Annotated in this window: 17 protein-coding genes; 6 read left to right on the top strand and 11 right to left on the bottom strand. The window is 57.6% G+C overall.

All coding sequences use genetic code 11. The features are described from left to right. Positions 1 to 298: 298 nt before the first annotated feature. From AP059_RS08500 to AP059_RS08475, 6 genes are all read left to right on the top strand, one after another. Positions 299 to 2,557: a FepA family TonB-dependent siderophore receptor gene (locus AP059_RS08500; RefSeq protein WP_059762832.1), complete on the top strand. Its 2,259-nt coding sequence runs from the start codon at positions 299 to 301 to the stop codon at positions 2,555 to 2,557. Between the two features lie 135 nt (positions 2,558 to 2,692). Beyond that, complete coding sequence (locus AP059_RS08495; RefSeq protein WP_059762831.1) at positions 2,693 to 2,983, top strand: hypothetical protein; 291 nt, start codon at positions 2,693 to 2,695, stop codon at positions 2,981 to 2,983. Then, complete coding sequence (locus AP059_RS08490; protein WP_059762830.1) at positions 2,980 to 4,518, top strand: PepSY-associated TM helix domain-containing protein; 1,539 nt, start codon at positions 2,980 to 2,982, stop codon at positions 4,516 to 4,518. The genes AP059_RS08495 and AP059_RS08490 overlap by 4 nt, the downstream gene beginning before the upstream one ends. Before the next feature lies 1 nt (position 4,519). Further along, positions 4,520 to 4,855, top strand: a complete 336-nt coding sequence (locus tag AP059_RS08485) for a DUF3325 domain-containing protein (protein WP_059762829.1) — start codon at positions 4,520 to 4,522, stop codon at positions 4,853 to 4,855. A 437-nt stretch (positions 4,856 to 5,292) separates the two neighbouring features. Further along, on the top strand, positions 5,293 to 6,309 hold the full coding sequence (locus AP059_RS08480; RefSeq protein WP_059762828.1) for a hypothetical protein: 1,017 nt from the start codon (positions 5,293 to 5,295) through the stop codon (positions 6,307 to 6,309). Between the two features lie 44 nt (positions 6,310 to 6,353). After that, a complete protein-coding gene (locus AP059_RS08475; RefSeq protein WP_082706779.1) occupies positions 6,354 to 11,141 on the top strand; it encodes an RHS repeat-associated core domain-containing protein in 4,788 nt (1,595 codons plus the stop codon). Between the two features lie 55 nt (positions 11,142 to 11,196). Here AP059_RS08475 and AP059_RS08470 read toward each other — a convergent pair whose 3' ends face one another. The 11 genes from AP059_RS08470 to AP059_RS08420 all read right to left on the bottom strand — a co-directional run bounded on the left by AP059_RS08470 (position 11,197) and on the right by AP059_RS08420 (position 24,329). Further along, positions 11,197 to 11,883, bottom strand: a complete 687-nt coding sequence (locus AP059_RS08470; RefSeq protein ID WP_059762826.1) for an amino acid ABC transporter permease — start codon at positions 11,881 to 11,883, stop codon at positions 11,197 to 11,199. A 3-nt stretch (positions 11,884 to 11,886) separates the two neighbouring features. Further along, complete coding sequence (locus tag AP059_RS08465) at positions 11,887 to 12,615, bottom strand: amino acid ABC transporter permease (protein WP_059762825.1); 729 nt, start codon at positions 12,613 to 12,615, stop codon at positions 11,887 to 11,889. A gap of 74 nt (positions 12,616 to 12,689) precedes the next feature. Further along, positions 12,690 to 13,496 carry an ABC transporter substrate-binding protein gene (locus tag AP059_RS08460; RefSeq protein ID WP_059762824.1) on the bottom strand — a complete coding sequence of 269 codons (807 nt, stop codon included), beginning with the start codon at positions 13,494 to 13,496 and terminating at the stop codon, positions 12,690 to 12,692. A 186-nt stretch (positions 13,497 to 13,682) separates the two neighbouring features. Then, on the bottom strand, positions 13,683 to 15,311 hold the full coding sequence (locus AP059_RS08455) for an ABC transporter ATP-binding protein (protein WP_059762823.1): 1,629 nt from the start codon (positions 15,309 to 15,311) through the stop codon (positions 13,683 to 13,685). Between the two features lies 1 nt (position 15,312). Continuing rightward, positions 15,313 to 16,335 carry an ABC transporter permease gene (locus AP059_RS08450; RefSeq protein ID WP_059762822.1) on the bottom strand — a complete coding sequence of 341 codons (1,023 nt, stop codon included), beginning with the start codon at positions 16,333 to 16,335 and terminating at the stop codon, positions 15,313 to 15,315. Next, positions 16,335 to 17,405, bottom strand: a complete 1,071-nt coding sequence (locus AP059_RS08445; RefSeq protein WP_048399388.1) for a microcin C ABC transporter permease YejB — start codon at positions 17,403 to 17,405, stop codon at positions 16,335 to 16,337. Before AP059_RS08445 ends, AP059_RS08450 begins: the two co-directional genes overlap by 1 nt. Before the next feature lies 1 nt (position 17,406). Further along, the gene (locus AP059_RS08440; RefSeq protein WP_082706778.1) at positions 17,407 to 19,281 is read right to left on the bottom strand and encodes an extracellular solute-binding protein; all 1,875 of its coding nucleotides are present in this window, start codon (positions 19,279 to 19,281) and stop codon (positions 17,407 to 17,409) included. Positions 19,282 to 19,421: 140 nt separating this feature from the next. Beyond that, a complete protein-coding gene (locus AP059_RS08435) occupies positions 19,422 to 22,148 on the bottom strand; it encodes a TonB-dependent receptor (protein ID WP_059762821.1) in 2,727 nt (908 codons plus the stop codon). Between the two features lie 214 nt (positions 22,149 to 22,362). Continuing rightward, positions 22,363 to 22,764, bottom strand: coding sequence for an ExbD/TolR family protein (locus tag AP059_RS08430; protein WP_059762820.1), 402 nt, complete (start codon positions 22,762 to 22,764; stop codon positions 22,363 to 22,365). Next, positions 22,764 to 23,468 (bottom strand): MotA/TolQ/ExbB proton channel family protein, encoded by a 705-nt coding sequence (locus AP059_RS08425; RefSeq protein ID WP_120752327.1) that lies wholly within the window; start codon positions 23,466 to 23,468, stop codon positions 22,764 to 22,766. The genes AP059_RS08430 and AP059_RS08425 overlap by 1 nt, the downstream gene beginning before the upstream one ends. A 51-nt stretch (positions 23,469 to 23,519) precedes the next feature. Then, a complete protein-coding gene (locus AP059_RS08420; RefSeq protein ID WP_059762819.1) occupies positions 23,520 to 24,329 on the bottom strand; it encodes an energy transducer TonB in 810 nt (269 codons plus the stop codon). Positions 24,330 to 24,424: the final 95 nt, after the last annotated feature.

The raw sequence follows: 24,424 nt of genomic DNA, 5'->3' as shown, positions 1-24,424 counted from the left end.
AAATGTAACAACTTGGCAGTTCGCCTTCCTTAGCGTGAGCAGGATGGCGTTTTCTCAGACTTGGCGTGCCCCAGCAACCTTTTTTATCGGGCAAAGGTGTGAATCGAGTGAGGGTCAGGGAACTTAACAATGAGTTTCATTATCATTCGCGCTTTACTCTCAAATGATACTGGTTATTATTGGCGTCCTGGCAGTGCCGGGAAAAGCTCATCTGCATCAGGCCCATTTAGAGCCTTGCGCATGCGATTCCAGTCTTACGCCTGCTGAGCACACTCCATTGTTAAGGGATCAACTGGACATGTCGTCTCGATTCAAACGCAGTCAAATGTCACTCGCTTTTGTGGCCGCCCTGGCATCACCCACGTTACTCGCCGATGTGCTGGAACGTGATCGCGATGAGGTCCCGGTACAGGCGACTGATTTACCGGTCGATGGCACAAAGCAGGCGTTGGAGCTGGAAGAAACTCGCGTTCTGGGCACCGCCGCCCAAGAGCTCAAGCAAGCCCCTGGTGTGTCCATCATTACCGCCGAAGACATCAAGAAGCGTCCGCCCGCCAATGACCTCTCCGAGATCATGCGCCGTGAGCCGGGCGTCAACCTGACCGGCAACAGCACCAGTGGCAGCCGTGGCAACAATCGCCAGATTGACTTGCGGGGCATGGGCCCTGAAAACACCTTGATCCTGATTGACGGCAAACCGTCGTCGTCGCGCAACGCGGTGCGTTATGGCTGGAGCGGCGACCGCGACACCCGTGGCGAAACCAACTGGGTGCCTGCCGAAGAAGTCGAGCGCATCGAAATCTTGCGTGGTCCAGCCGCTGCACGCTACGGCTCGGGCGCGATGGGCGGGGTGGTCAACATCATCACCAAACGCCCTACCGATAAGCTTAAAGGCTCGTTGACCGCCTACTACCTGGCCCCGGAAGACGACGCTGAAGGTATCAGCAAACGTACCAATTTCAACCTCAGCGGGCCGATCACGGACGATCTGGTGTTTCGCGTCTACGGCGGGATGAACAAAACCGACGCGGATGACGCGGCTATCAACACTGCCGAGCAGGCTTCGCGCGACAGTGTGGTTGCAGGCCGTGAAGGCGTGCGCAACAAAGACATCAATGGCTTGCTCAGCTGGCAGTTCACCCCCGAACAATCGCTGGATCTTGAAGCCAGTTACAGCCGTCAGGGCAACATCTTTGCCGGCGACACCATGCTCAACAGCGGCGGTGATTACGTAAACAGTTTGACCGGTAAAGAAACCAGCATCCTGCAACGCAGCACATTCTCGGCCACTCACAACGGCTCGTTTGACTGGGGATCGACCAAAGCCTCGTTAACCCATGACTTGACCCGTAATGCCCGGCTGAACGAAGGCTTGGCCGGCTATGGTGAAGGTGCGCCGTCTGAGAGTGCGGGCACGTTCGAGTCACGCTTGCGCAACACGCGCGCAACGGGCGAGGTCAACGTGCCGTTGAGCGTGCTGACGGAGCAGGTGCTGACCGTAGGTGGCGAGTACTTGTATGAGTCATTGAATGACCCGGGTTCGTTGCGTCCACAGAGCTGGGATCCGGGCAGCGATGGTACGCCAGGTATTGCGGGGCAGGACCGTACGCAAACCAAAACCACCGCCAACAGTTATGCATTTTATGTGGAAGACAACATTGAGGCCGGTGCCAAAACCATCATCACGCCAGGTGTGCGTTTCGACCATCACAGCGAATTTGGTGGTAACTGGAGTCCAAGCCTCAATGCGTCGCATCAACTTACGGACGAACTGAGCATCAAGGGCGGTATTGCACGCGCCTACAAAACCCCGAACTTGTATCAGTCAAACCCCAACTACCTGTTGTACAGCCGCGGCGCCGGTTGCAGCTCGGTCGAAGTCAATATCGGCGGGTGCTACCTGGTGGGTAACCCGGGCTTGAAACCTGAAATCAGTGTCAATAAAGAAATTGGCCTGGCCTTCGATAAAGGCACATGGCGCACCAGCGGTACTTATTTCCGCAATGACTATCAGAACAAGATCAACGCCAGCAACGAAGCGGCTTACCGTTTGCCCAATGGTCGCCGTGTCTACCAATGGGATAACAGTGGCAAAGCCATCGTTCAGGGGATCGAAGGCAACCTGTTCGTGAATCTGCGTGACGACCTGGACTGGAACACCAACCTGACCTACATGATCGAGAGCAAAGACAAGGAAACCGGCGATCCGTTGAGTATCATTCCCAAGTACACGGTCAACACGACGCTGGACTGGTACGCCACCGAGAAGCTGTCGTTTCAGGTCAGCGGGACGTACTACGGCAAACAGGAAGCCCCTAAACGTAATAACCGCGCCAACGAAGAGCTCAACAAATCAGTTCAACAACCGATCGACCCCTACGGTCTTGTGGGGTTGAGCGGGGGCTATGAGTTCAACAAGAATCTCAGCGTGCGGTTGGGCATCAATAACCTGTTCGACAAACAGCTGTACCGCAAAGGCAACTCGGATGAAGCGGGCGCCCAAACCTACAACGAGCCGGGTCGCGCTTACTTTGCATCGGTGACCACCTCGTTCTGATCACCTCAATCGCCTTAGCACTGTGCTGCGACAGTGCCGGCATTTACAGGCGCGACACCCTTTTACGGGTGCCGCGCCGTTGTCACATCTGGCACTGGCAAAACCGTGGCTGGCGCGCAATGAAGGATTTAAACGATGAAACTCGCAACATCGGCCTGGGTACCCATTGTTTCTCGCACACTGGCAGCACTGGTGGGCGGTTATGTGTTCACCTATGCCTTTACGGCGGCGCTGGCCCGGTTATTACCGCTGGACAACGTGGATGCGTTGATCGTCGCCAGCCTGCTGTCATTCCTCATTTACACCTTTGCCATCCTCTGGGCGTTCGCCGCTAAACGGCAATGGTCGGCGTGGATGGGCGCGGTACTCGCACTACCATTGGCGGTCATCGGGTTTTGGCCGCAACTGCTGGAGCGCCTTGTATGAAACAGACCCTGACTCAATCCATGGCCTGGCTGCACACGTGGGGTGGCCTGATCGTGGGCTGGTTGTTGTTCGTGATTTTCCTGACCGGCAGCCTGGCCGTGTTCGATCAGGAAATTGATAACTGGATGCAACCCGAACTGCCTGCGCATCACTTAAGTGACGAACAAGCAGCCGAACGTGCCTTGGGCTATTTACGTGAGCACAAGCCTGACGCCAAGCAGTGGGGCATCAGCTTGCCCAATGAACGCACGCCCAGCCTGCAAGCCTCGACCGGTGGGCGCCGCGACGGGGTGTCGGTGACGCTGGACCCCAATACCGGCGAGGTGTTGCCGGTGCGTGAAACTGCTGGCGGCTTTTTCTTTTTCTTCTTTCATTTCACCCTGCACATGCCGGGCATGCTCGGGATTTATCTGGTGGGCGCGTTGGCGATGGGCATGCTGGCGGCACTGGTCAGCGGTATCGTGATTCACAAAAAATTCTTTAAGGAGTTCTTCACCTTTCGCCCGGCCAAGGGTCAACGTTCGTGGCTGGACGCTCACAATGCCAGCGCGGTGTTGTTGCTACCGTTCCACTTAATGATTACGTACAGCGGGCTGGCGATTTTCCTGGTGATCTACATGCCCGCGGCGATGGACGCGCTGTTTGATGGCAACCGGGAGGCGTTTTTCAAAGCCCAGGACCGCACGCCACCCGCGCTTGAGGTCAAGCACGCGGCGGCGATTGAGCCTGCACCTTTGGTGGCCCTGGGGCCGTTATTGAGCAAGGCCCGTGAGGTGATGGGGCCTTTGAGTAGTGTCAGCATTACTAACCCCGGGCAAAGTAATGCAGAGATTCAGATACGCCCCCTGCTGGGTAACCGCATTGCGTTGGCCAAAGGGCAGGGCATGCGTTTCGACGGGGTCAGCGGTGAGCCGTTGTCCGGCCCGACCGACATGCGTTCCAGCGTGCTCACGCACAAGGTTATTTCAGGTCTGCACTTCGCTCAATTCGGCGGCTACCCGATGCGTTGGCTGTACTTTATTTGCGGCTTGATCAGCAGTGCGATGATCGCCAGCGGGCTGGTGCTGTTCACCGTCAAGCGTCGGCGCAAATACGCCAGTGAAAACCAGGTCGCGCAGGTGCTCTATCGCTTGGTCGAGGCCATTAACGTCACGGTCATGGCTGGCTTGAGCCTGGCCTGTATCAGTCTGCTGTGGGGGAATCGTCTGTTACCGGTCAGCCTGGCCGAGCGCAGTGATGCTGAGCTGAATGTGTTTTTTGGCGTGTGGGCATTGAGTCTGGGCCACGCGTTGTTCAGGCCACGCATGCAGGCGTGGCGTGAGCAATTGGGGTTGGCCGGTGTGATGTGCATGACGTTACCGCTGCTGAGCCTGCTCACCGTCAATCAGCCCTGGACATTGCCCAGCCGCCTGGGCGTTGAGCTGGTGGCTGTCGTGATGGGGGCATTGTTGTTGTGGGCCTGCTGGAAAGTCGCGCAACCGGTTGTTGAGCGCGTGCCGCGCAAAAAGGCGGCTCAATTGGCCGAGGTGAATTGAGATGCTGGCGCATTACTTTGCAGCTTTCGCCTTTGCCTATATGGGCATGCTTGCCTTGTGTCAGGGGCTGGAGCGGCACTACAAGCAAGTGTGGAAAAAAGTCCCTCCTGAGGCGTTGAGGCATCTGTTGCGGGCAGCAGGTTGGTGCAGCCTGGCGCTGAGCTTTTACTTCTGCGGGCTTGCCTGGGGGTGGGCGATGGGACCGATAGGGTGGTTTGGCATGCTTTCGCTCAGTGGCTTTGGCTTGCTGATGGTGCTGCCTTATCGACCACGTTTGGCCGTTTGGCTGCCTTTGGGCTTTGCGCCGGTGTGGGCAGTGATTGTGACGGTTCTTTGATTATCCACGGCGCCCCGTATTAATAAGGTGGGGCGCCAACCTTATATAACGGTTAAAGCAACAGGCATGCTGCACAAGCAGTGCGGACTACCGCTGTAGTATGTGTCTGCTGTTTAATGTGTCTTTTATAATAAAATCCCTATTTGGGTATTGTTTCGTTGTGCGTGTTTTTATTTTGATTCGGCGGTCTAAAAGGACTACGCAGATAAGTCTGTTGTCTGTGCAGTTTGAGGGGAAAGTCTGCTTGAGCTGAAGTTGACCAAGTGTTGGTGTCGGGCTGCTATTGGTGGCCCTTTTTTTGTAATTATTTAACCTGTTCTAATCTGATGTTTATGCAGGACGCGCAGTGGCTATGAAGGTGTCTCTCAGCGGTTTACTGAGGGCAAGTCTTAATAAGGCTGCGTGACTTAAACATAACGATACGGACGGAATTGAATATGGATATTAATGCTGGGCCTGAACAGGCAGAGGCACTGAGTGCTTCGTTTGATGAGCGTCTTCACCCCTCGAATGAGGTAGCCCCCTCGCCAGGCGACGAACAATGGGAGACGGTAAAGGACTTCCAGATCATCGCCGCTGACGGTGGGAATACACTGTATGGTAACGGCCGGCAGCAGATGAAGCTGCGGGTGCTTGTCCGCGTGACCAATGCGCTGAATATGCCAGTTGATCTCGATGAGCAGTCTTTGGCCTCTATTGCATTAGTGGACACCCATACCCACAAACCTTTGGCGTGGAGTGTGGTCAAGTCGGATGATGTTGAAGTCTGGAAGTTTGTGTATGACCCTGATCCCCGCTTCAAGTCGTTCCCTTATCATGGGCCGATCAAGGGGGGGCTGGAGGGCAGTAAATTTTCAGTGCGTGAGTTTTACGTCAGCACCAATGCCTCGTCTTCTATTTCATTATCAGCCTCGATTACACGGCGGGACGGTAAAGTCTTTTACTCGGGGCTAAAAACGGAATTCGGGACAATTACACTGAATGCTCTAGCGCCTGCCGTGTACCAAGGACATCACTTTCACCTCAAATACGTGGCGCAACGGCCCTATCACTCGGCCAATATTGCAAAGCTGGATGTTTATGCACTTCGCATAGTCGCCGACAATCAACGAATTGGCATCGCCAGAATATATGAAGTGTACCCTTCTGCCTTTTTGCGCTTCAGTCGCCACCCGGATTACCTGGGCTATTACACAACAGCGTACTTGAATGCGAGTCCTGATCATTATGGGCGGCACATGAGTTTCGAAATGCCACATGCGGTGGCTCAGTATTATGACGTTCCCGGCGAACTGACGTTATTGATGAGCTATGCAAAAACGGGCGGGCGTTCTCAGCTCAGGGAAGAGCATGACTACTGGCGCCTCAATGTGATTGACATGTACGGCAACCTACAAACTATCCGAATTGCGTCCTCTGATGACTCGCCACCCAGGTTAATGGTTCAAGCGTGAGCGGTGATAGAGAGACCAGAATTTTAGACACACGGAAGTGATCAATGAAGACATCAAATCAAGGGCCGGGAACGCTGCATTCTGGCGCTTTCAACTTTTCGAGTTTTATTCAAAGCGGTGTCGACCCTCGCACCGGTTCTTATAGTTGCAACCTGGCGTTGAATGAAGTGCTGGGCAATTGTTTGTGTGGGCCGAGCGTCCCGCTAGCACTGGTGTTCAGTGCGTTTAATAGTCGAAATTCGGGATTGGGAACGGGCTGGTCTTTACCATTGAGTTCGTACAACCGGACGACCCACAAACTGTCTTTGTCTTCGGGTACGTGCTACCACGTACACACCCACGGCAATACGGTCAGTCTTTTGGACAAAAAGCTTGATACCGTCAAGGTGCATATCCGTGAAGACACTTGGGTCATTGAGCATAAAAATGGCACGGTTGAAGAACTGACGCGCCCCAGTGAAGAAGATGATGAGTGGCTGCCTTCTAAAATCTTCTCTCCCGAAGGGCGTTATATCTCTTTCTTCTACAGCATTGTTCAGGGGCAACGGTTGCTGCGAGAGCTTCGCGATCAACATCAGTCTTTGTTGCGGTTTGAATATGAAAGCGATAACAACTGGGACAGCCAGCCGGGCCTCACGCTTTGGCCCGACAGTCTGCTTCAGGCGCGAAAGTTTAACTTTGTTATCCGTGATAACTGGCTGCGTCAAATATCACTGACCACGCGCCATGGCAGGGAGGCGGCCCACTGGGTATTTGACTATCAACCCAGTGAAACGGCTGCGCTGCTGATGACGCACGTGCAGACTCCGGCGGGGGCCGTAGAAACACTGAGTTATAACCTTTACGGTCATGCATTGCCGCCCGGTGCTCCCGTAGAAGCGGTGCCGGTGGTGACCTCCTGGCGTATTGCTCCTGGCGCCGGACAACCGGCGGTTGTTCGAGAATATGAGTTTTCCAGGCATAACTATTTTGGTTACGGCGCCGGTTATCTCTGGAGCGACAACGAAGATTACCTTTACCAAAACGCCAGCGACTATGTGTATTCGTCGACTGAAACCATGATTGCAGGGGCACAGTCCACGCGTATTGAGAGGCTTTATAACCGGTTTCACCTGATGATCTCGCAGCAGACAACGATCGGCACAAAGGTTCAACGCACGCTCATTGACTACCACGATGCGCACGGGAAAAGTTTTAACGAACAACCGGCTATTTTCCAACTGCAAAAAAGCCTGTCGGTCACCTACTACGATATGCGCAGCCCGCAAAATGCCCGAACAGAGATCACCCGCACCTCCTACGATTCGTCAGGTAATTTATTGGAAACGCAGAGCCCGACAGGTGGCAGGGAGATCAATACGTATTACGCCGCTGCGGGGGAGACCGGGTGTCCGGCCAGCCCATCCGGGTTTGTGCACTTTCTCAAAAGTAAATCAGTCATACCTTCTCCTGCCTTCAGCGCGGCTCCCAGCACGCGAATAGAGCACACCTACGCGGATCTGCCGTCTCTTCAGGGCAGCAGTAAACGCTTCCTTGTGCTGCTCAGCGATGAGTTATATGAAGTCGGCACGGCTGAGCCGCTCGTGCGCACGACGTACCGGTATGTGAGTGATCCGACGCAGATCCAATACGGCAAAGTCAGTGGCAGGACCGACACCGTGGGCGGCGCAGCTACCACCTATACACACACTTACACCCAAGCCCAGGGCTGTCTGCATGTCAGTCAGAGCGTGGAGGCCGGTGGTCATTCATCTATGCAGCAGGCCTGGTATGACGAGTTGAGCGGTCAGGAGGTCAAAGTCTGTGACCACGACCAAAGCCTGCTTGAATCGACCTACGATGGTTTAGGGCGTCTCAAGTGCGAAACCGTGGCATCGCCGACACACCCTGCCTCCCGCCAATACGCCTATCACTTACCGAGCGATGCAGAAGGGGAGGCACGTCACACGATTGTAAATTCGCGTGGTGCGCAGCACACCACCACCTTTGATGGCCTGGGTCGCAAGGTGCATGTAGCGATGCAAGACCTTGACCACCCCGGTACAGAGAAACCCATGCGTGAGGTGTATCGCGCGGTGTACACAGCGTCGGGTCAACTCAGTGAGGAGTTCACGACAGATTGGTTTGAAGGCGTGGCGCGCACAGTACGCACTGGGTTCAGTTATGACGATTGGGGCAATGTTTCACAGGTCACAGGCCCGGATGGCACCGTGACTCACGAACTTCATGACCCTGTAACCCGCACCCACACACAATGGATCGAGGGGGCAGGCCAAACCGTCACCGTCAATAATGTTTTCGCCAAGCCCGCGAGTGTTGAGCGTATTGATACGCAAGGCCATTCGCTGGGCAAAACGCTGTTCACCTATGACGGACTGGGCCGGTGCCTGGAAACGCTCAGTCCGCCAGGGCTGCTCAACCAGTTCAGTTACGACGTGTTTGGGCGCCTGACTAAATCGGTATTACCCGACGGCACCGTTATTACACGGCTCTACAGCGCACGCAGTATTGGCCATTACCCCACGCAGATAAAAGCCAATGACTATGTACTGGGCACGCGTACTTACGATGCGTTCATGCGCATCAGCAGTACGACCGTCGGCGGGCGAACCGAACGTTTTACTTATGAGCACGGGCGTGGAGAACCGTCGAGCAAGACCTGCGCCAGCGGGAAAATCATCCACTTCACGCTTGATCCGGTGTGCAAAGGCGAAGTGGCCCGGCGTTCCGTCGAGGGGTATTCGGACTTGACCACGACGTTCAATCGGGCGTCGCCGCATGACGAGTTGCTTCAAGCGTCCAACCCCCATAGCCAGGAAAATTTGTCCTACTTTGCATCGGGCAAACTCAAGAGCAAAGAGCATGTGATCGGGGAGGCGCTATTTGAATCCTCGTACACCTACTCTCTATTGGGTAAGCCGATCAACTTCACCGATATTACGGGGGGCGTCCGTCACTCACGTTATGACGCTTACGGGCGGTTGTCTGAAGTTGAACAAGGACCCGTTAAAAGCGCTTATGGCTACGATGCACGTGGGGCGCTAAAGACCCTGAGCGTCAACGACACTCAAGCAGGGCGAAGATTGGTAACCGAACTTGTACATGATGATTTCGCCCGGGAAATTCGCCGCACGTTCATCTTGGAGCACGATCGTCGGCTAGTCCTTGAGCAAGCGTTTACGGCGCAGGACAAACTCCAGCGGCGAACCTTGAGTGACGGACCCGCGGTGTTGCGCGATGAAACCTATGAGTACGACACCCGAGGGCGCTTGAAGAGATACACCTGCAGCGGTCCGCAAGCCCCGGTCGATCCTCTGGGCAACGTCCTTGTGTCGCAGGACTATGTGTACGACTACCTCGACAACATTCGCTCCTTAACCACCCGATTCGAAGACAGTGAGGATGTCACAACGTTTGGTTATGACTACATTGATCGAACCCAACTCAGCCAATTGACCCACAGTCACCCTGATTACAGCTCTTTGGACTGTCGATTTGAATACGATGCCGACGGTCATCAGCTCACTGATGAAATGGGCCGTGTACTGACGTATGACGCATTGGGTGGCTTGCGTTCGGTGGGCGGCGATTCATTGTCGCCATCGGGCAATCTGGTGGAATACAGCTACAGCCCAATGGACAAAATTCAGAGCATTGTGCCCGGACAGGGCGTGGCCAAGGCGTGTTTCTACCACGAAGACTCACTGGCCAATGAGGTTCAGGGAGAGCAGACGTGCAGTTATTTCCAGCAGGGGAGCCATGCGATGGCTCAGGTGACAGCACACGATTGTACGTTGCTGGGCACCGATAGCCAGGGCAGTGTCTTGCACGCACTTTCCAATCACGGCGATGCGCACTTGGCCTACGCACCTTATGGCAACCGGCCGCTGGATGATGGGATGAGTTCATTACTGGGGTTCAATGGCGAGTTACCCGACCCGGTCACCGGTTGTTATCTGCTGGGCAATGGTTACCGGGCTTACAACCCGATACTGATGAGATTTCATTCGCCCGACAGCTTGAGCGTATTTGATGGTGGCGGGCTCAATGCTTATGCGTATTGCCTGGGCGACCCCATAAATTTCAGCGATCCGACCGGCCACCTGACGACGGTGCAAGGGGTGAAGCTCGGGGTCACCATCGGCCTTTTACTGGCCTCCCTGGCACTCACCCTGTTCACGTTTGGTGCGGCGTCGTCCTCCGTTGCACTCTCGCTAACGTCGGTCATCAGCGTCGTTTATGAGGTGGTGTCCACGAGTATTTCGATTGCTTCGGCGGTGCTTGAAGAGTTGGCGCCTGATACAGCCGTGGCTAACGCGTTCTTCTACACCGGCCTGGCTTTTGGCGGTGCATCGGGTGTGAATTGGGCGATAGGGAAAGCCGTCAACAAGGGCCTCAGTGTTGCGCTGGCTAAAACAATTGATCGAGTGGGAAAGGCCGCTACCCACACAACATGGTCGGGGGCGGTCGCGACCAGTGCCGTGCGGCCACTGGCAAACACCAACACGGTTGTGCGGGGTAATGGGGGGCTTAAACATTTGAATAAGCTGCATAAGCAATTGAGCGCAGTTTCACACGCCAAGAGCGGTGTCGATTACGCACGCTATACGTTCACCGCCCTCAAGGCTGCCCATAAGCACTATGGCAATGTGAGTGAGTTTGTAACGAGCCATGAGGCGCCAAGAACCCTGGGTCAGTTGGGCACTTGGTTGAAGGATGCGAGTACCCACTTTTCTGGAGGCAACTTGTCCGGCTCGGATAAAACGCTGCCCCTGGCGGCATTTTTTGAAGACCTTGAAGATCGGGCACATACCATCAGAAACGCTGTTTAACGCCCGTGGATGATGCACGCCAATCCCCTTTTACGGGGGTGGCGTGCACCGTCTGTCAAACGTGAGAAGGTTTTTGCGTGTTGACCCAGCGGTTGGCGATGATGTCCAGGCTGCTGCAAAACGCGAAATACACCAACGCCACAAACAGGAAAATCTCGGTCGGGTGCACCATCACCCGATTACTCACTTGAGTGGCTACAAACGACAGCTCGCCGACGCCGATCACATATGCCAGTGAGGTGTCCTTGATCAATGAGATCCATTGATTGAGGAAGGAGGGCAGCATCATGGGCAGGGCTTGCGGCAGGATAATCAGGCGCAACACCTGCCAACTGCTCAAACCCAGCGCTTTGCCCGCCGCCCACTGGCCAGCCGGCAACGCGCTGATACCGGCATAGACCGAGTGCGCCAGGTACGCGCCGCCGATCAACGACAGCGCACACACCACCGTGGCCAGCGCAGGCACATCGACCTTGAACACAATGGGCAGCAGAAAGTAGCTCCAGAAAATCAGCATCACTACCGGGATCGCGCGCAGAAACCCCAGTACGCCCAGCAACACCCAGCGCCCCCAGCCGCGCATCATCACCAGTGCTACACCCAGCACCAGCCCTAACAGCGCAGAAATAATGCCTGACAGCGCACTCAACACCAGCGTGAGAGCGGCACCGCCCAGCGGGCCATCGGGGTAAGCCCCGAGCAAAAAGTACGACAGATTGTCGCTAATGACCGAGAAGTCCATGACTTACACCACTCCCTGCTTGTACCACTTGCTGCGGGCGACCATTTGGCCGATCACTTCGATCAACGCAATGCTCGCCACATACAAGAGGGTGGCAAAACCAAACGCTTGAAACGTTTTGAAGGTTTCAGTCTCGACCTGGCGCGAGGCATAAGACAATTCGGCCAAGCCTATTGCCATGGTCAGTGATGAGTTTTTCAGTGCATTCATGTATTGCCCCAACAAAGGCCCCAGCGCGGTGCGCAAAGCCTGTGGGAACACGATGTAACGCCACACTTGCGTGCCGGTCAAACCCAGGGCCAGCCCGGCAGCCCGCTGCTCGATGCGCACTGAACTGACCCCCGCGCGAAACTCCTCGCAGATAAAGGCCGCGGTGTAGAGCATCAACCCCCAGAACCCGGCCAGAAATTCAAACGACGGCCATTCAATCTCAAACAGCCCCACAGACAGGCTGCGCGGCTGATTGAGCCACATCACCAGGCCTTCGGGCAGCATCGCCGTGACGCCGAAATACCAGAAAAACAACTGCACCAGCAGCGGTGTGTTGCGAAACAGCGAGAGATAAGCACGGGCCGGCCATGACCACAGCCGTGAAGGCGAAAGGCGCGCCAGGCACAACAAAAACCCAAGGCCGGTGGCGACGATACAGGTGAGCAGTGAAAGGATCAGCGTCAGCACGAAGCCATCAAGCAGCCAATGCAGGTAATGCGGGGCAAGCAGTTCACCGAACATAAACAACGTCCATCCAGAAACAAACAAACCCGTCCGGTTGACCGTGACGGGCTTAACGATACAGCGCGCAGGTTTTAGCTCTTGTCGCCGATCTTGTACAGACGGGTCAGCGGGGTTTTGGTGGTTGGGCCAAACCAGGCGTCATAAATGGTTTGCGCCTGACCTTTGCCTTCCAGTTCAACCAGGGTTTCGTTGACCACGTTGGTCAACGCCGTTTCGCCTTTGGGGATGCCCACGCCAATCAGGTCGTTGGAAATGGTGAAGGGCGGGACTTCGTATTTGTCCTTGTCCGGCACGTTGGCCAGTAAGCCGATGAGTTTGGGACCGTCCTGGGTAATGGCTTGCACGTTGCCGTTGCGCAGCGCAGTGAACGCGAACGGGGTGTCATCGTAAGCCACCACTTTTGCGCCGGGGTACTTGGCCCGCAGCACGCCTTCGTTGACCGTGCCTTTGTCGACACCTACGCGCCAAGTGTTCAAGTCTTCGGGGGATTTGAGCGTGCCCTTTTTAACGATGAACTGCTGGCCGGACGAAAAATACGGAATGCTGAAGTTCACCTGTTCGGCACGCTCCGGCGTAATGGTGAAGTTGGCCAGCACCAAGTCCACTTTATTAGCCACCAACAGCGGTACACGGTTGGCCGGGTTGGTCGGCTGCAACTGCAACTTCACGCCCAGTTTGTCGGCGATGGCTTTGGCGTAATCGACGTCCAGACCTTCGATTTGCTTGCTTTTAGCATCCACAAAACCGAACGGCGGGTTGCTGTCGAACGACGCCACACGCAGCACACCGGCCTTTTTGATGTCATCCAGACGATCAGCATGGGCCAGGCCAGACAGTACAGCCAGGGTCAGAGCGGTGAGGGCAGTGATTTTCTTCATTTCGTTCTCATCATGAGTTGGAATCGTTATGAGGAGAGTGTTACAGGAAATTTATCTTTTAAAAAAGAATATAAAACGATTTGAATATTCCATTTTTGAATATGCGGAGTCTGAGAAAAGCAAGTGGCAAGCTACAACGATCATGCGGTGCTTAAGACACACCGCATGTCGCAGCCTCCTGCCTCGTCAGCTACAGAGCACCTGTGGGGTAGGAGTCACACCGGTTGCCAATGCCATTGGCTTCAAGCTGCTGGCCTGTAACAGCTCTTGGGTATACGGATGTTGAGGGTGGTTGAAGATCGTCCGCGCATCCCCTTGTTCCACGACTTTGCCGTCCTTGATGACGATCATGTCGTGGGCCAGCGCATGCACCACCGCCAGGTCGTGGCTGATAAACAAGTAGGTCAGGCCGTGGCGCAGTTGCAGGTCGCGCAACAAGTCCACGACTTGTTTTTGCACCGTGCGGTCCAGCGCCGAGGTCGGTTCGTCGAGCAGGATCAGGGCGGGTTCCATTATCAGTGCCCGGGCGATGGAGATGCGCTGGCGCTGGCCCCCCGAAAACTCATGGGGGTAACGGTGACGGCTTTGCGGGTCCAGTCCCACTTCGTGCAATACCCGAATCACCGCCTCTTCGCGTTCCTGGGGTGTGCCGATGTCATGCGCCAGTAAACCTTCGGCGATGATTTGCTGCACCGACATACGCGGGCTGAGGCTGCCAAACGGGTCTTGAAACACCACCTGCATTTGCCGGCGCAACGGGCGCAGCAGGTTCTGGTTCAGCAGGTTGAGCTGCTTGTTGCCAAAACGGATGTCGCCCTCGGAGTCCACCAGCCGCAGGATGGCCTGACCCAGGGTGGATTTGCCCGAGCCCGACTCACCGACAATGCCCAGGGTTCTGCCTTTTTTCAGCTCGAAACTGACCCCGTCCACGGCCTTGACGTACTGACGCTCGCGGCTGAACAGCGGCTTGGGCAGCGCAAACCATACCCGCAGGTTGTCGACTTCCAGCAGGTTATGCCGATAGTCGCTGGGCACTGGCGTGCCGCTGGGTTCGGCTTCAATCAGCATGCGGCTGTAAGGGTGCTGCGGTGCTCGGAACAGGTCTTCGCACCGAGCTTGCTCAACGATTTGACCGCCGCGCATCACGCACACGCGCTGGGCTATTTTGCGCACCAGATTCAGGTCGTGGCTGATGAGGAGCAGGGACATGCCCAGGCGCTGTTGCAGGTCGATCAACAGTTCGAGGATTTTTTGCTGCACCGTGACGTCCAGTGCGGTGGTGGGTTCGTCAGCGATCAGCAGTTCAGGTTCATTGGCCAGCGCCATCGCAATCATCACCCGCTGGCGTTGGCCCCCCGACAGTTGGTGCGGGTAAGCTTTCAGGCGTGTTTGCGGGTCGCGGATGCCCACCAGTTGCAGTAACTCCAGGGTGCGTGCCCGTGCCGCGCGGTTTTTCAGGCCCTTGTGGGTGAGCAACACCTCGCTGATTTGCTTTTCAATGGTGTGCAGCGGGTTGAGTGAGGTCATCGGCTCCTGAAAGATCATGGCGATGCGGTTGCCGCGCAGGCCGCGCAGTTGGGCGTCGCTGGCATTCACCAGGTCGATGCCGTCATAGCGGATGCTGCCTTGGGTCTGCACGTCTTTGCCCGGCAGTAAGCGCAGGATCGAGTGTGCGGTCACGGACTTGCCAGAGCCGGACTCACCCACCAGCGCCAGGCATTCGCCACGGCGGATGTCGAGGTTGACCCCGTGCACCACTTCGCGCCCGGCAAAGCCGACGCGCAGATCACGTATTTCAATCAATGTGTTGGTCATCTCAGCTCCTAGGGTCAAATGCATCGCGGCAGGCTTCGCCGATAAACACCAGCAGCGACAAAATCAGCGCCAGGGTGAAGAAGGCCGTGAGCGCCAGCCAGGGCGCTTGCAGGTTGCGTTTGGCCTGGCCAATCATTTCGCCCAGCGAGGCGGTGCCGGGCGGCATGCCAAAGCCCAGGAAGTCCAGTGCGGTGAGGGTGGCGATGGCGCCCGTGAGGATGAACGGCAGGTAGGTGAGGGTTGAGGTCATGGCGTTGGGCAGGATGTGTCGGCGCATCAGGGCACCGTCGGTCAAACCCAGTGCGCGGGCTGCTTTAACGTATTCCAGGTTGCGTCCACGCAAGAACTCGGCGCGCACCACGTCCACCAGTGCCAGCCAACTGAACAGCGCCATGATCCCCAGCAACCACCAGAAGCTCGGCGCCACAAACCCCGACAAAATGATCAGCAAGTACAGCACCGGCAAACCGGCCCACACCTCTTGCACGCGCTGCCCGAAAAGGTCGACCAAGCCGCCGTAAAAACCTTGCAAAGCGCCAGCGGTGATCCCGACCACGGCACTGATGGCGGTCAGGATCAGAGCAAAGAGGATGGAAATCCGCGCCCCGAAAATCACCCGCGCCAGCACATCGCGGGCCTGATCGTCGGTGCCCAGCCAGTTGGTGGCGCTGGGTGGGCTGGGGGCGGGTTCCTTGAGGTCGTAATTGACCGTGTCGTAACTGAACGGGATGGGCGCAAAGAGCATCCAGCCGCCCTGATCAGTGATCAGCTTGCGCACATAGTCACTGCTGTAATCCGGCTCGAAAGGCAGCTCGCCGCCAAAGTCGGTTTCGACGTAGTTGGCCACTATCGGGAAGTACCAGCTGTCTTTGTAGTGAATCGCCAAAGGTTTGTCGTTGGCCACCAGCTCCCCACCCAGGCACAGGATGAAGAGCGCGACAAACAGCCATAACGACCACCAGCCGCGGCGGTTGGCCCTGAAGTGTGCGAGACGGCGCCTGCCAATAGGAGAGAGGGTAAACATCAGGCAGTCCTCGCCGAGAAGTCGATACGGGGGTCGAGCAGGGTGTAGCACAGGTCGCCGATCAGCTTGATCAACAACCCGAACAGGGTGAACAGAAACAGGGTGCCGAACACCACGGGGTAGTCACGCGACACGGCGGCTTCGTAGCTCATGCGCCCGATGCCGTCGAGGTTGAAGATGGTTTCTATCAGCAGTGAACCGGCGAAGAACACCTCGATCAGCGCCTGCGGGATACCGGCGACCACCAGCAGCATGGCGTTGCGCATCACATGGCCGTAAAGCACTCGGCGCTCGGTCAGGCCCTTGGCCCGCGCCGTGACCACGTACTGACGGCTGATTTCGTTGAGAAAGCTGTTTTTCGTGAGGATGGTCAGGGTGGCAAAGCCGCCAATCACCAAGGCAGAGACCGGCAGCACCATGTGCCACAGGTAGTCACCGATCTTGGCGAAAAAGCTCAGGTTATCGAAGCCGTCCGAAACCATGCCCTGCACCGGAAACCAGCTCATGTAGCTGCCGCCCGCGAACACCACGATCAACAGAATCGCAAACAGGAAAGCGGGCATGGCGTAGCCAATGATGATCGCGGTGCTGGTCCACACATCGAATGCGCTGCCGTTGTGAATGGCTTTGCGAATGCCCAAGGGGATTGAGATCAGGTAGGTGATCAACGTCGCCCACAATCCGAGTGAAATCGACACCGGGAGCTTTTGCAGGATCAGGTCCGTGACCTTGGCCCCGCGAAAAAAGCTGTTGCCGAAATCCAGTTGCGCGTAGTTCTTGAGCATCAACCACAGGCGTTCGTGCATGGGCTTGTCGAAGCCGTAGTGCTTGGTGATTTCTTCAACCAGCGCCGGGTCCAGGCCGCGGCTGCTGCGGCTCGCGCCACCGCTGCTGGCCGCCATGTCCCGCGCGCCGCCGCCCACGGATGCCCCGCTAAAGCCTTGCAAGCGTGCGATGGCTTGTTCCACCGGGCCACCGGGTGCGGCTTGGACGATCAGAAAGTTGACCACCAGAATGCACAGCAAGGTGGGGATGATCAGCAATAAACGTCGACTCATGTAATGCAACATTTCAATGGCCCTCCGACGACGTACTGGCGGCGCTCAAGGCGGCGTTGGTTTGCGCGGTTGTGCTGACTTGCCACCAGGTGTCCAGCCCTTCGTCATACATCGGCTCCTGTGCCGGACGGGCGAAGCGGTTTTGGTACACGGTGGGGGTGCCGACTGAGTAGTAGTTGGGAATCATGTAGTAGCCCCACTGCAAGACCCGATCCAGCGCCCGGGCGTAATGCACCATCTCTGCGCGGCTGTTGGCCTGCACCAAGCCGTCGAGCAGGGTGTCTACGGCCGGGTCGCGTAGCACAAAGGCGTTTGAGGCGCCGACCTGGGTGGCGCTGCGCGAGCCATACATGTCGTACATCTCGCGGCCTGGCGAGACGATGGGCTGGCCACTGCGCGGAAAGCCCACCACGATCATGTCGTAGTCACGCGCGTTGAGGCGGTTGATGTACTGCGCCGAGTCGATCTTGCGAATGTCCATCGTGATGCCGATCTGCGCCAGGGTGCGCTTGTACGGCAAAATCATGCGGTCAAAGCCGCCTTGGCCATCGAGGAAAGTGAAGCGCAGCGGTTCGCCCTCAGCGTTCACCAGCGTGTTGTTTTTGGCCGTCCAGCCCGCTTCTTTGAGCAGCGCCAGCGCTTGCAGTTGTTTGTCGCGGATGTAACCGCTGCCATCGGTTTTGGGGGCCTGATAGACCTGCGTAAAGACCTCATCCGGGATTTTTCCGCGCAGCGGTTCAAGGATCTCCCGTTCGCGGGCATCGGGCAGGGCGGTGGCGGCCATTTCACTTTTCGGGAAGTAGCTCTGCTGGCGCACGTAGAAGCTGCGCATCATCTGTTTGTTGGTCCACTCAAAGTCCCACAGCAGGCTCAGGGCCTGACGCACGCGGCGGTCTTGAAAGAACGGGTTTTGCAGGTTGAACGCAAAGCCTTGGGCGGCCCCCGGTTTGTCTTTGGCGAACACGCCTTTTTGCAGGCGGCCATCGTTGAGCGAAGGGCTGTCATAGCCGATGCTGAAACCGGTGGCCGAGAACTCGCGGTTGTAGTCGAAAGCCCCGGCCTTGAGCAGTTCGCGCGCCACATCGGTGTCGCCGTAAAAATTCACCGTCAGGCGGTCGAAGTTGTACATCCCTTTGCTGACCGGCAGGTTTGCGCCCCACCAGTGCTGATTGCGCTCAAAGGTGATGCTGCGACCAGGGTCAACCTTTGAGACGGCATACGGGCCACTGCCCAGCGGCGGTTCGAAGCCGCCGCCATTGGTAAAGTCGCGGGTCTTCCACCAGTGTTCCGGCAGGATGCGCATGCTGGCCAAATCCAGTGCCAGCGTGCGGTTCTGGTTGCTCTTGAAGTCAAAACGCACTTGCAACGGGCCTTCGATCACGATGTCTTTGACCTCGCCATAGAGCATGCGATAGCTCAGGCTGCCTTGGGTCATCAGCGTGTGGTAAGTGAACGCCACGTCTTGTGCCGTGATAGGGGTGTCGTCAGCGAAACGGGCTTTGGGGTCCAGGTTGAAACGCACCCACAGGCCATCGGGGTCGCGTTCCATGGTTTTGGCCACCAGGCCATACACCGTGTAGGGCTCGTCCAGTGAACGAAAGGCCAGCGGGGCATACACCCACTGATCCACCTGCGCCACGCCGGTGCCTTGGTCGACATAGGGCGTGAGGTAATTGAACTGGCCGATTTCCATCGACGCGCGGCTCAAGGAGCCACCTTTGGGGGCGTTCGGGTTGACGAAGTCGAAGTGCTGGAAACCGGCCGGGTATTTGGGTGCCTCGCCGTAGACCGTCATGGCCTGGCTGGGCGCGGCACTGACGCCGATGCTTACGCACGCGAGTACGGGCACCAACAGCGAGCGGATCAGGGGCAGGAAATATGAAGACATGTGTGGGGTTTCCTTGTACCGCGTGTAGAACCATTGAGTACCGTGAAAAATCCCCACAGCCTTGCGCGTGAACAGGCCGTGGGGTCGCGATTTCGCAGTTAGGCCGACGCAAGCTGGAGGAGGCTTGCGTCGGTGATCACTCAGAAGTGGTAGGTGGCACGGGCGAAGAAAGTACGGCCCATTGGGTCGGCATACCGTGGATCGAAACCACTCTGGAAGTTATAGGCCTGATTGGAGAACGGCGGATTGCGATCGAACATGTTTTTCATGCCCACATCCAGGTCGACGGTTTTGTTGAAGGTGTAGCCCGCAGACAAGTCCCACAGGGTGTAAGAAGCCACTTTGGCATGGGTGCTTGGGTCGTAGTCGTTGTAGCCGCTGGTGAAGCGGTTAACCAACGAGGCACGGTACGGCCCCAGGTTCCAGGTGCCGTTGAGCACATGTTTCCAGCGTGCCACCACCCCGGTGCCTTCAAAGTCACCGACGTTATCGGTGTACGTACCGCCGATCGTGCTCTGGAAGTCATAGCGGGTGACGTAAGTGCCTTGCAGGCCCAGGCCGAATTGGCCGTATGGGGTGTTGGGGAAGCGGTAGTCCATGCTCACGTCAATGCCGCTGGTTTTGACTGCACCCAGGTTGGCGAGGCCGGTTTGCACGTAGTTGAGTGAACCGTCGGGGTTACGCACATAGCGGTCGGCATACAGCGCCGGGTCGTCAAATACGGTGGATTCCGGGAACTCGGCGATCTGGTTGGCGATGTGAATCCACCAGAAGTCCAGGCCCAGCGACAGGTCGCGCACCGGTTGATAGACGAAGCCCAAGGTCACGTTGCGGGCTTTTTCGGGCGAGAGCTGGGTGTTGCCGCCGGTGCGGTTATGGAACTGCTGGCCGCAATCGCGCCCGCTGTTGCCGCCCGGTTGCACCACGCCGCCGGAGCACAGCACCGGGTCGTTGTAGTAACCCTGGGTGTACGTGGTGTATTGCGGGTTGTACAGCTCATACAGCGACGGTGCACGGAACCCTTCGCTGTAAGCGCCACGTACTACCAGCTCTTTGACGGGCTGGTAACGGAACGAGTATTTCGGGTTGGTGGTGCTGCCAAAGTCGCTGTATTTGTCATGACGTACAGCGGCCGAGAGTTCCAGGCTGTCGAGCACCGGTACGTTCAGTTCGGTGTACACCGCCTTCACGTTACGGTCACCTTTGACGCTGCCGTCCGGGTCAACCCCCAGGCTGCTGACGTCAGCCGCATAAGCTTCGTAGCTCTGGTGGAATTTTTCCTGACGGTATTCACCGCCGATGGCCAGACCGGCAGGGCCTGCGCCGAACCAGTCACCGACCTCGCGGCTCATGCGCCCGTCGATCCCGCTTACACGGCCCACCGAGGAGGAGTATTGGCCGTGGTATTTGTTGGCGTCGATGTAGGCCTGGCCGGCCGACGTTTGCGGGCCGAAGGGGTTGATGATGCCGTCTGCGATGCCGTTGATCATGGCCGCATCACTGACATAACCCCCGGTCAGGCTGGAGATGACCTGATTTTGGTTGTACGAGGCGCCGACGTTGTAATCCCAGCCCTTGACCATGCCATCGAAGCTCAGCACCAGACGCTGACTGGTGTTCTGGTCTTTGGACTGACGACCGCCTGCGGCTGTTTCACGCCAGTTCAGGCCAATCGGCTGGCTGGGGTCGAAGGACGGATCGTTGGTGCCCGGCGTGATGCCGTTGCCGGGGAAGTAAGGCGAAGAGGGGTCCATCGTCAGCCCGGTCAACGGCGCGGGCGCCACCGAGGTGGCGTTGTTGTTGCGGGCCCAGAAGTATTCGAGGTTGACGTTGTCATCGTCGGTGAGCTTGCCGGTGGCCTTGCCGAAGAACGAGGTTTTCTCGGTTTCGGGCAGCAAGTCGATGTAGTCACGGGTGTCGAAGCGGCAGACGCCCTGGCGCAGTACCAGGTTGGCGCCGCTGCAATTGCTGCCGGCCAGCGGGCTGGTATTGATGTTGCCCTGGCTCCAGTTGGCCGGGTAAGAGGTGCCGGAGGTTTGGTCCAGCCCACGGCCCGGCGCGTAGTTGGTGGTAAAGGTGCGGTCTTTACTTTGCAGTGCGCGTTGTTTGTTGTAGCCCACCACGCCCATGACGTTGAAGCGGTCTTTGTCCAGGTCGCCATATCCCCAACTGCCGCTGATGTCGTGGCTGCTGCCGCCACCGCTGGCATCGGCCCCTTCGCCGCCCAGCGAGAGCGTGCCGTCGGTCAGGGATTTTTTGGTGATGAAGTTGATTACGCCGCCAATCGCGTCGGTGCCGTACAAAGCCGAGGCGCCGTCGCGCAACACTTCAACCCGGTCAATGGCTGCAAACGGGATGGTGTTCAAGTCAACTGCCGAGCCGTCGATGGCGTTGTTGCCCAGACGGCGACCGTTGAGCAGCACCAGGGTTTTGTTGGCACCAATGCCGCGCATGTCCGCGAAGGTCGACCCCCCGGTGGCAGAGCCAACGGAGCTGGCCGAGTTGCGGATCGACTGGTTACCGGTCACGCGTTGCATGATTTCAGCGGTGGTGGTCACGCCTTCATTGCGCAGCTGTTCGGCACGCAGAATGGTGATCGGCACAGCGGTTTCGGCATCGACCCGGCGAATCGCCGAGCCGGTCACTTCCACCCGTTGCAGTTGCGTGGTGGCGGGTGCCGCCACGGCATCTGTGCTGACTGTTGCGGTGCTCACCGCACTGCCAGAATCGTCCGCAGGGGCCGCTTCGGCTGCGTGTAACTGGCCAGCGCTCATCCCCAGAGCAACCAGATACAGCGGCACAAAACGATGGCGTTGCAGGCTCGCAACGAGCGGTTTGAGGGTAAAACCTGAACTCTTCATCTGCATGGTTATTTCCGACTTTTTCAGACGTTTATTGGAATGGCCTTGTGAGCCCTCATGACTCCAGTTGGGTTGTGTCGACCCTGGCAAAACACGTTTTTCAAGCAAGCCGCTCCCCTGCAAGGGCCAAAGAGCCCCTGCGCGGCGTGGGTACTGCGTGGTTACAGCGATTGCACAGTGATCTCTGTAGTCGCTGCCAACGGCGGCGACTACAGGGGCGTTATTTGGCTGTCATCACCGAGATTTTGGTGATCCCCGAACGTTCGATAGACGCCATCGCCTTGGCCACCTGGCCGTAATTGACCCCCTCGTCTGCCTGGAGCTGCACGCGCACGTCGGGGTCCTGGTTTTTGACGTCTTGCAGGCTTTTTTCCAGCAGCTCGGGGGCCACCTCGTTTTTGGCCAGGTAGAACTTGCCGTCCTGATCGACGCTGACCACCACCGGGTCTTTCTTTTGCTGGCTGGCCACCGCGTCGGTCTTGGGCAGGTTGATCTTGATCGCGTTGGTCATCATCGGCGTGGTCACGATGAACACCACCAGCAGTACCAGCATCACGTCCACCAGCGGGGTGACGTTCATTTCACTGAGTACTTCGTCGCTGTCCTGCGTTGAGAAAGACATCAGCTTGCCTCCCGCACCGGGGTGCGCTTGGTGGAAATGGCCTGGCGATCAATGGCGAAGGCGCTGCGTTGGGCGAGGGCGTCGAAGTCATGGGCAAAATCGTCCATGTTGGCCGAAGCCAGTTTCAGGCGACGCAGGAAGAAGTTGTAAATCAACACCGCCGGGACGGCGACCGCGATGCCGACGCCGGTGGCGATCAAGGCATGGCCGATGGGGCCAGCAACGGTTTCAAGGCTGGCCGAGCCTGTAGCGCCGATGGTTTGCAGGGCTTCCATGATTCCCCAAACGGTGCCGAACAAACCGATAAAGGGCGCGGTGCTGCCGATACTGGCGAGGATGGCCTGACCGCTTTCCAGCGCGCGGCGTTCTTTCTGGATTTGCTGGCGCAGGTTGCGCTCCAGACGGTCTGAACGGTTGATGGTGTGGGCCAGCTGTTGGGTCGTGCGCGGGGTGTCATCGACAATCATGGCTTCAAAGCCACTGTTGGCGATGCGCGCCAGTGCGCCGGGGTACTGGCTGGCGTGTTCGGCGGCGGTGAGCAAGTCCGGGGCGGCCCAAAACGCTTTGCTAAACAACTTGTTTTGTTTTTTCTGACGCAAGTACTGCGAAGACTTGATGAGCAATAGTGCCCAGCTCACCACTGAAAACAGCACCAATGCCCACAACACTCCAGGGACAATCATGGAAGACAGAGATTCGTTCATGGCTACACCTCACACGCGACTAAATGAAAGTAAATGTCGGCCCCTGAAGGGTTATGCCGGCAATTTGAAAGCGATGGTCTGGGTTGCAAAACCTTCAATGGGTGTATCCCCACGTTTGGCCGGGACAAACTTCCAGTTGCGCACGGCGGTGACGGCGGCTTCATCCAGCGCTTGCTTGCCGCTGGACTTGGTCACCTCGACCGTCCCGGCGCGGCCGTTGGGCAGCACCTTGATGCGCAACACCACCGTGCCTTCCCAACTGCGGCGCAGGGCCAGCGACGGGTATTCGGGTGGCGGGTTGCCGAGGCTGGCCAGGCCAGACACCGCGGCGGTTTCCTTGACCGGTCCAGGCGCTGCGGCAGGGGCCGCCGGCGCTGTTGGCGCAGTAGGAGCGGCAGGGGCTGGTGGCGCAGGTGGCGCAGGTTTGACCGGCTGTGGTTTTTGCACAGGCTTAGGCTTGACCACCGGCTTGGGCTTTTCGATCGGCTTGGGTTTTTCTACCGGTTTGGGCGGCTCCTTGACCGCGTCTTCATCCTCCTGAGGCACGTCAGGCTCGGGCGGCGGGGGTGGCGGTGGCGGCTCTTCCACAGGCGGTGCAGGAGGGGCCGGGCTGGTAAGCTCGACGGTCATTTCCGGAATTTCGGGCGGGGTGATCACAGGTTCTGCTTTGGCTTGCTGGAACACCCACCAGGCACCGGCATGCAACAGCGCTGCCACGCCGATCAGCAACAACACGCGCGGCGTACTCAACCCGCCGGGCGTTGAGGTGTTGGGCACATGGGGAATATGCGTCCATAGCTGCACACGCTCAGCGTCGAGTGGCGGCGCGGGCCGCGCTTTGTTCTTTACCTCGTCACTCATTAAGAGTCCCTCGACTAAAAGAAGGGCAATAAGGCTCCGTTCGCCCTTGCATGCAGGGACGACAACTGTCTTTGAAACGGTGATCTGCCAATCAT

The organism is Pseudomonas sp. TAA207, assembly GCF_001529285.1.
Taxonomy (GTDB): Bacteria; Pseudomonadota; Gammaproteobacteria; order Pseudomonadales; family Pseudomonadaceae; genus Aquipseudomonas; species Aquipseudomonas weihenstephanensis.
Note: the sequence above shows the minus strand (reverse complement) of the source record. Positions and strands in the feature narration are given on the sequence as shown.

Bases quoted from the DNA above. Each gene is read 5' to 3' on its own strand.
- AP059_RS08420 (WP_059762819.1), bottom strand. From the start codon at position 24,329: ATGAGTGACGAGGTAAAGAACAAAGCGCGGCCCGCGCCGCCACTCGAC.
- AP059_RS08455 (WP_059762823.1), bottom strand. From the start codon at position 15,311: ATGACCAACACATTGATTGAAATACGTGATCTGCGCGTCGGCTTTGCC.
- AP059_RS08440 (WP_082706778.1), bottom strand. From the start codon at position 19,281: ATGTCTTCATATTTCCTGCCCCTGATCCGCTCGCTGTTGGTGCCCGTA.
- AP059_RS08485 (WP_059762829.1), top strand. From the start codon at position 4,520: ATGCTGGCGCATTACTTTGCAGCTTTCGCCTTTGCCTATATGGGCATG.
- AP059_RS08470 (WP_059762826.1), bottom strand. From the start codon at position 11,883: ATGGACTTCTCGGTCATTAGCGACAATCTGTCGTACTTTTTGCTCGGG.
- AP059_RS08450 (WP_059762822.1), bottom strand. From the start codon at position 16,335: ATGTTTACCCTCTCTCCTATTGGCAGGCGCCGTCTCGCACACTTCAGG.
- AP059_RS08435 (WP_059762821.1), bottom strand. From the start codon at position 22,148: ATGCAGATGAAGAGTTCAGGTTTTACCCTCAAACCGCTCGTTGCGAGC.
- AP059_RS08475 (WP_082706779.1), top strand. From the start codon at position 6,354: ATGAAGACATCAAATCAAGGGCCGGGAACGCTGCATTCTGGCGCTTTC.
- AP059_RS08495 (WP_059762831.1), top strand. From the start codon at position 2,693: ATGAAACTCGCAACATCGGCCTGGGTACCCATTGTTTCTCGCACACTG.
- AP059_RS08460 (WP_059762824.1), bottom strand. From the start codon at position 13,496: ATGAAGAAAATCACTGCCCTCACCGCTCTGACCCTGGCTGTACTGTCT.
- AP059_RS08445 (WP_048399388.1), bottom strand. From the start codon at position 17,405: ATGTTGCATTACATGAGTCGACGTTTATTGCTGATCATCCCCACCTTG.
- AP059_RS08490 (WP_059762830.1), top strand. From the start codon at position 2,980: ATGAAACAGACCCTGACTCAATCCATGGCCTGGCTGCACACGTGGGGT.
- AP059_RS08430 (WP_059762820.1), bottom strand. From the start codon at position 22,764: ATGTCTTTCTCAACGCAGGACAGCGACGAAGTACTCAGTGAAATGAAC.
- AP059_RS08425 (WP_120752327.1), bottom strand. From the start codon at position 23,468: ATGAACGAATCTCTGTCTTCCATGATTGTCCCTGGAGTGTTGTGGGCA.
- AP059_RS08500 (WP_059762832.1), top strand. From the start codon at position 299: ATGTCGTCTCGATTCAAACGCAGTCAAATGTCACTCGCTTTTGTGGCC.
- AP059_RS08465 (WP_059762825.1), bottom strand. From the start codon at position 12,615: ATGTTCGGTGAACTGCTTGCCCCGCATTACCTGCATTGGCTGCTTGAT.
- AP059_RS08480 (WP_059762828.1), top strand. From the start codon at position 5,293: ATGGATATTAATGCTGGGCCTGAACAGGCAGAGGCACTGAGTGCTTCG.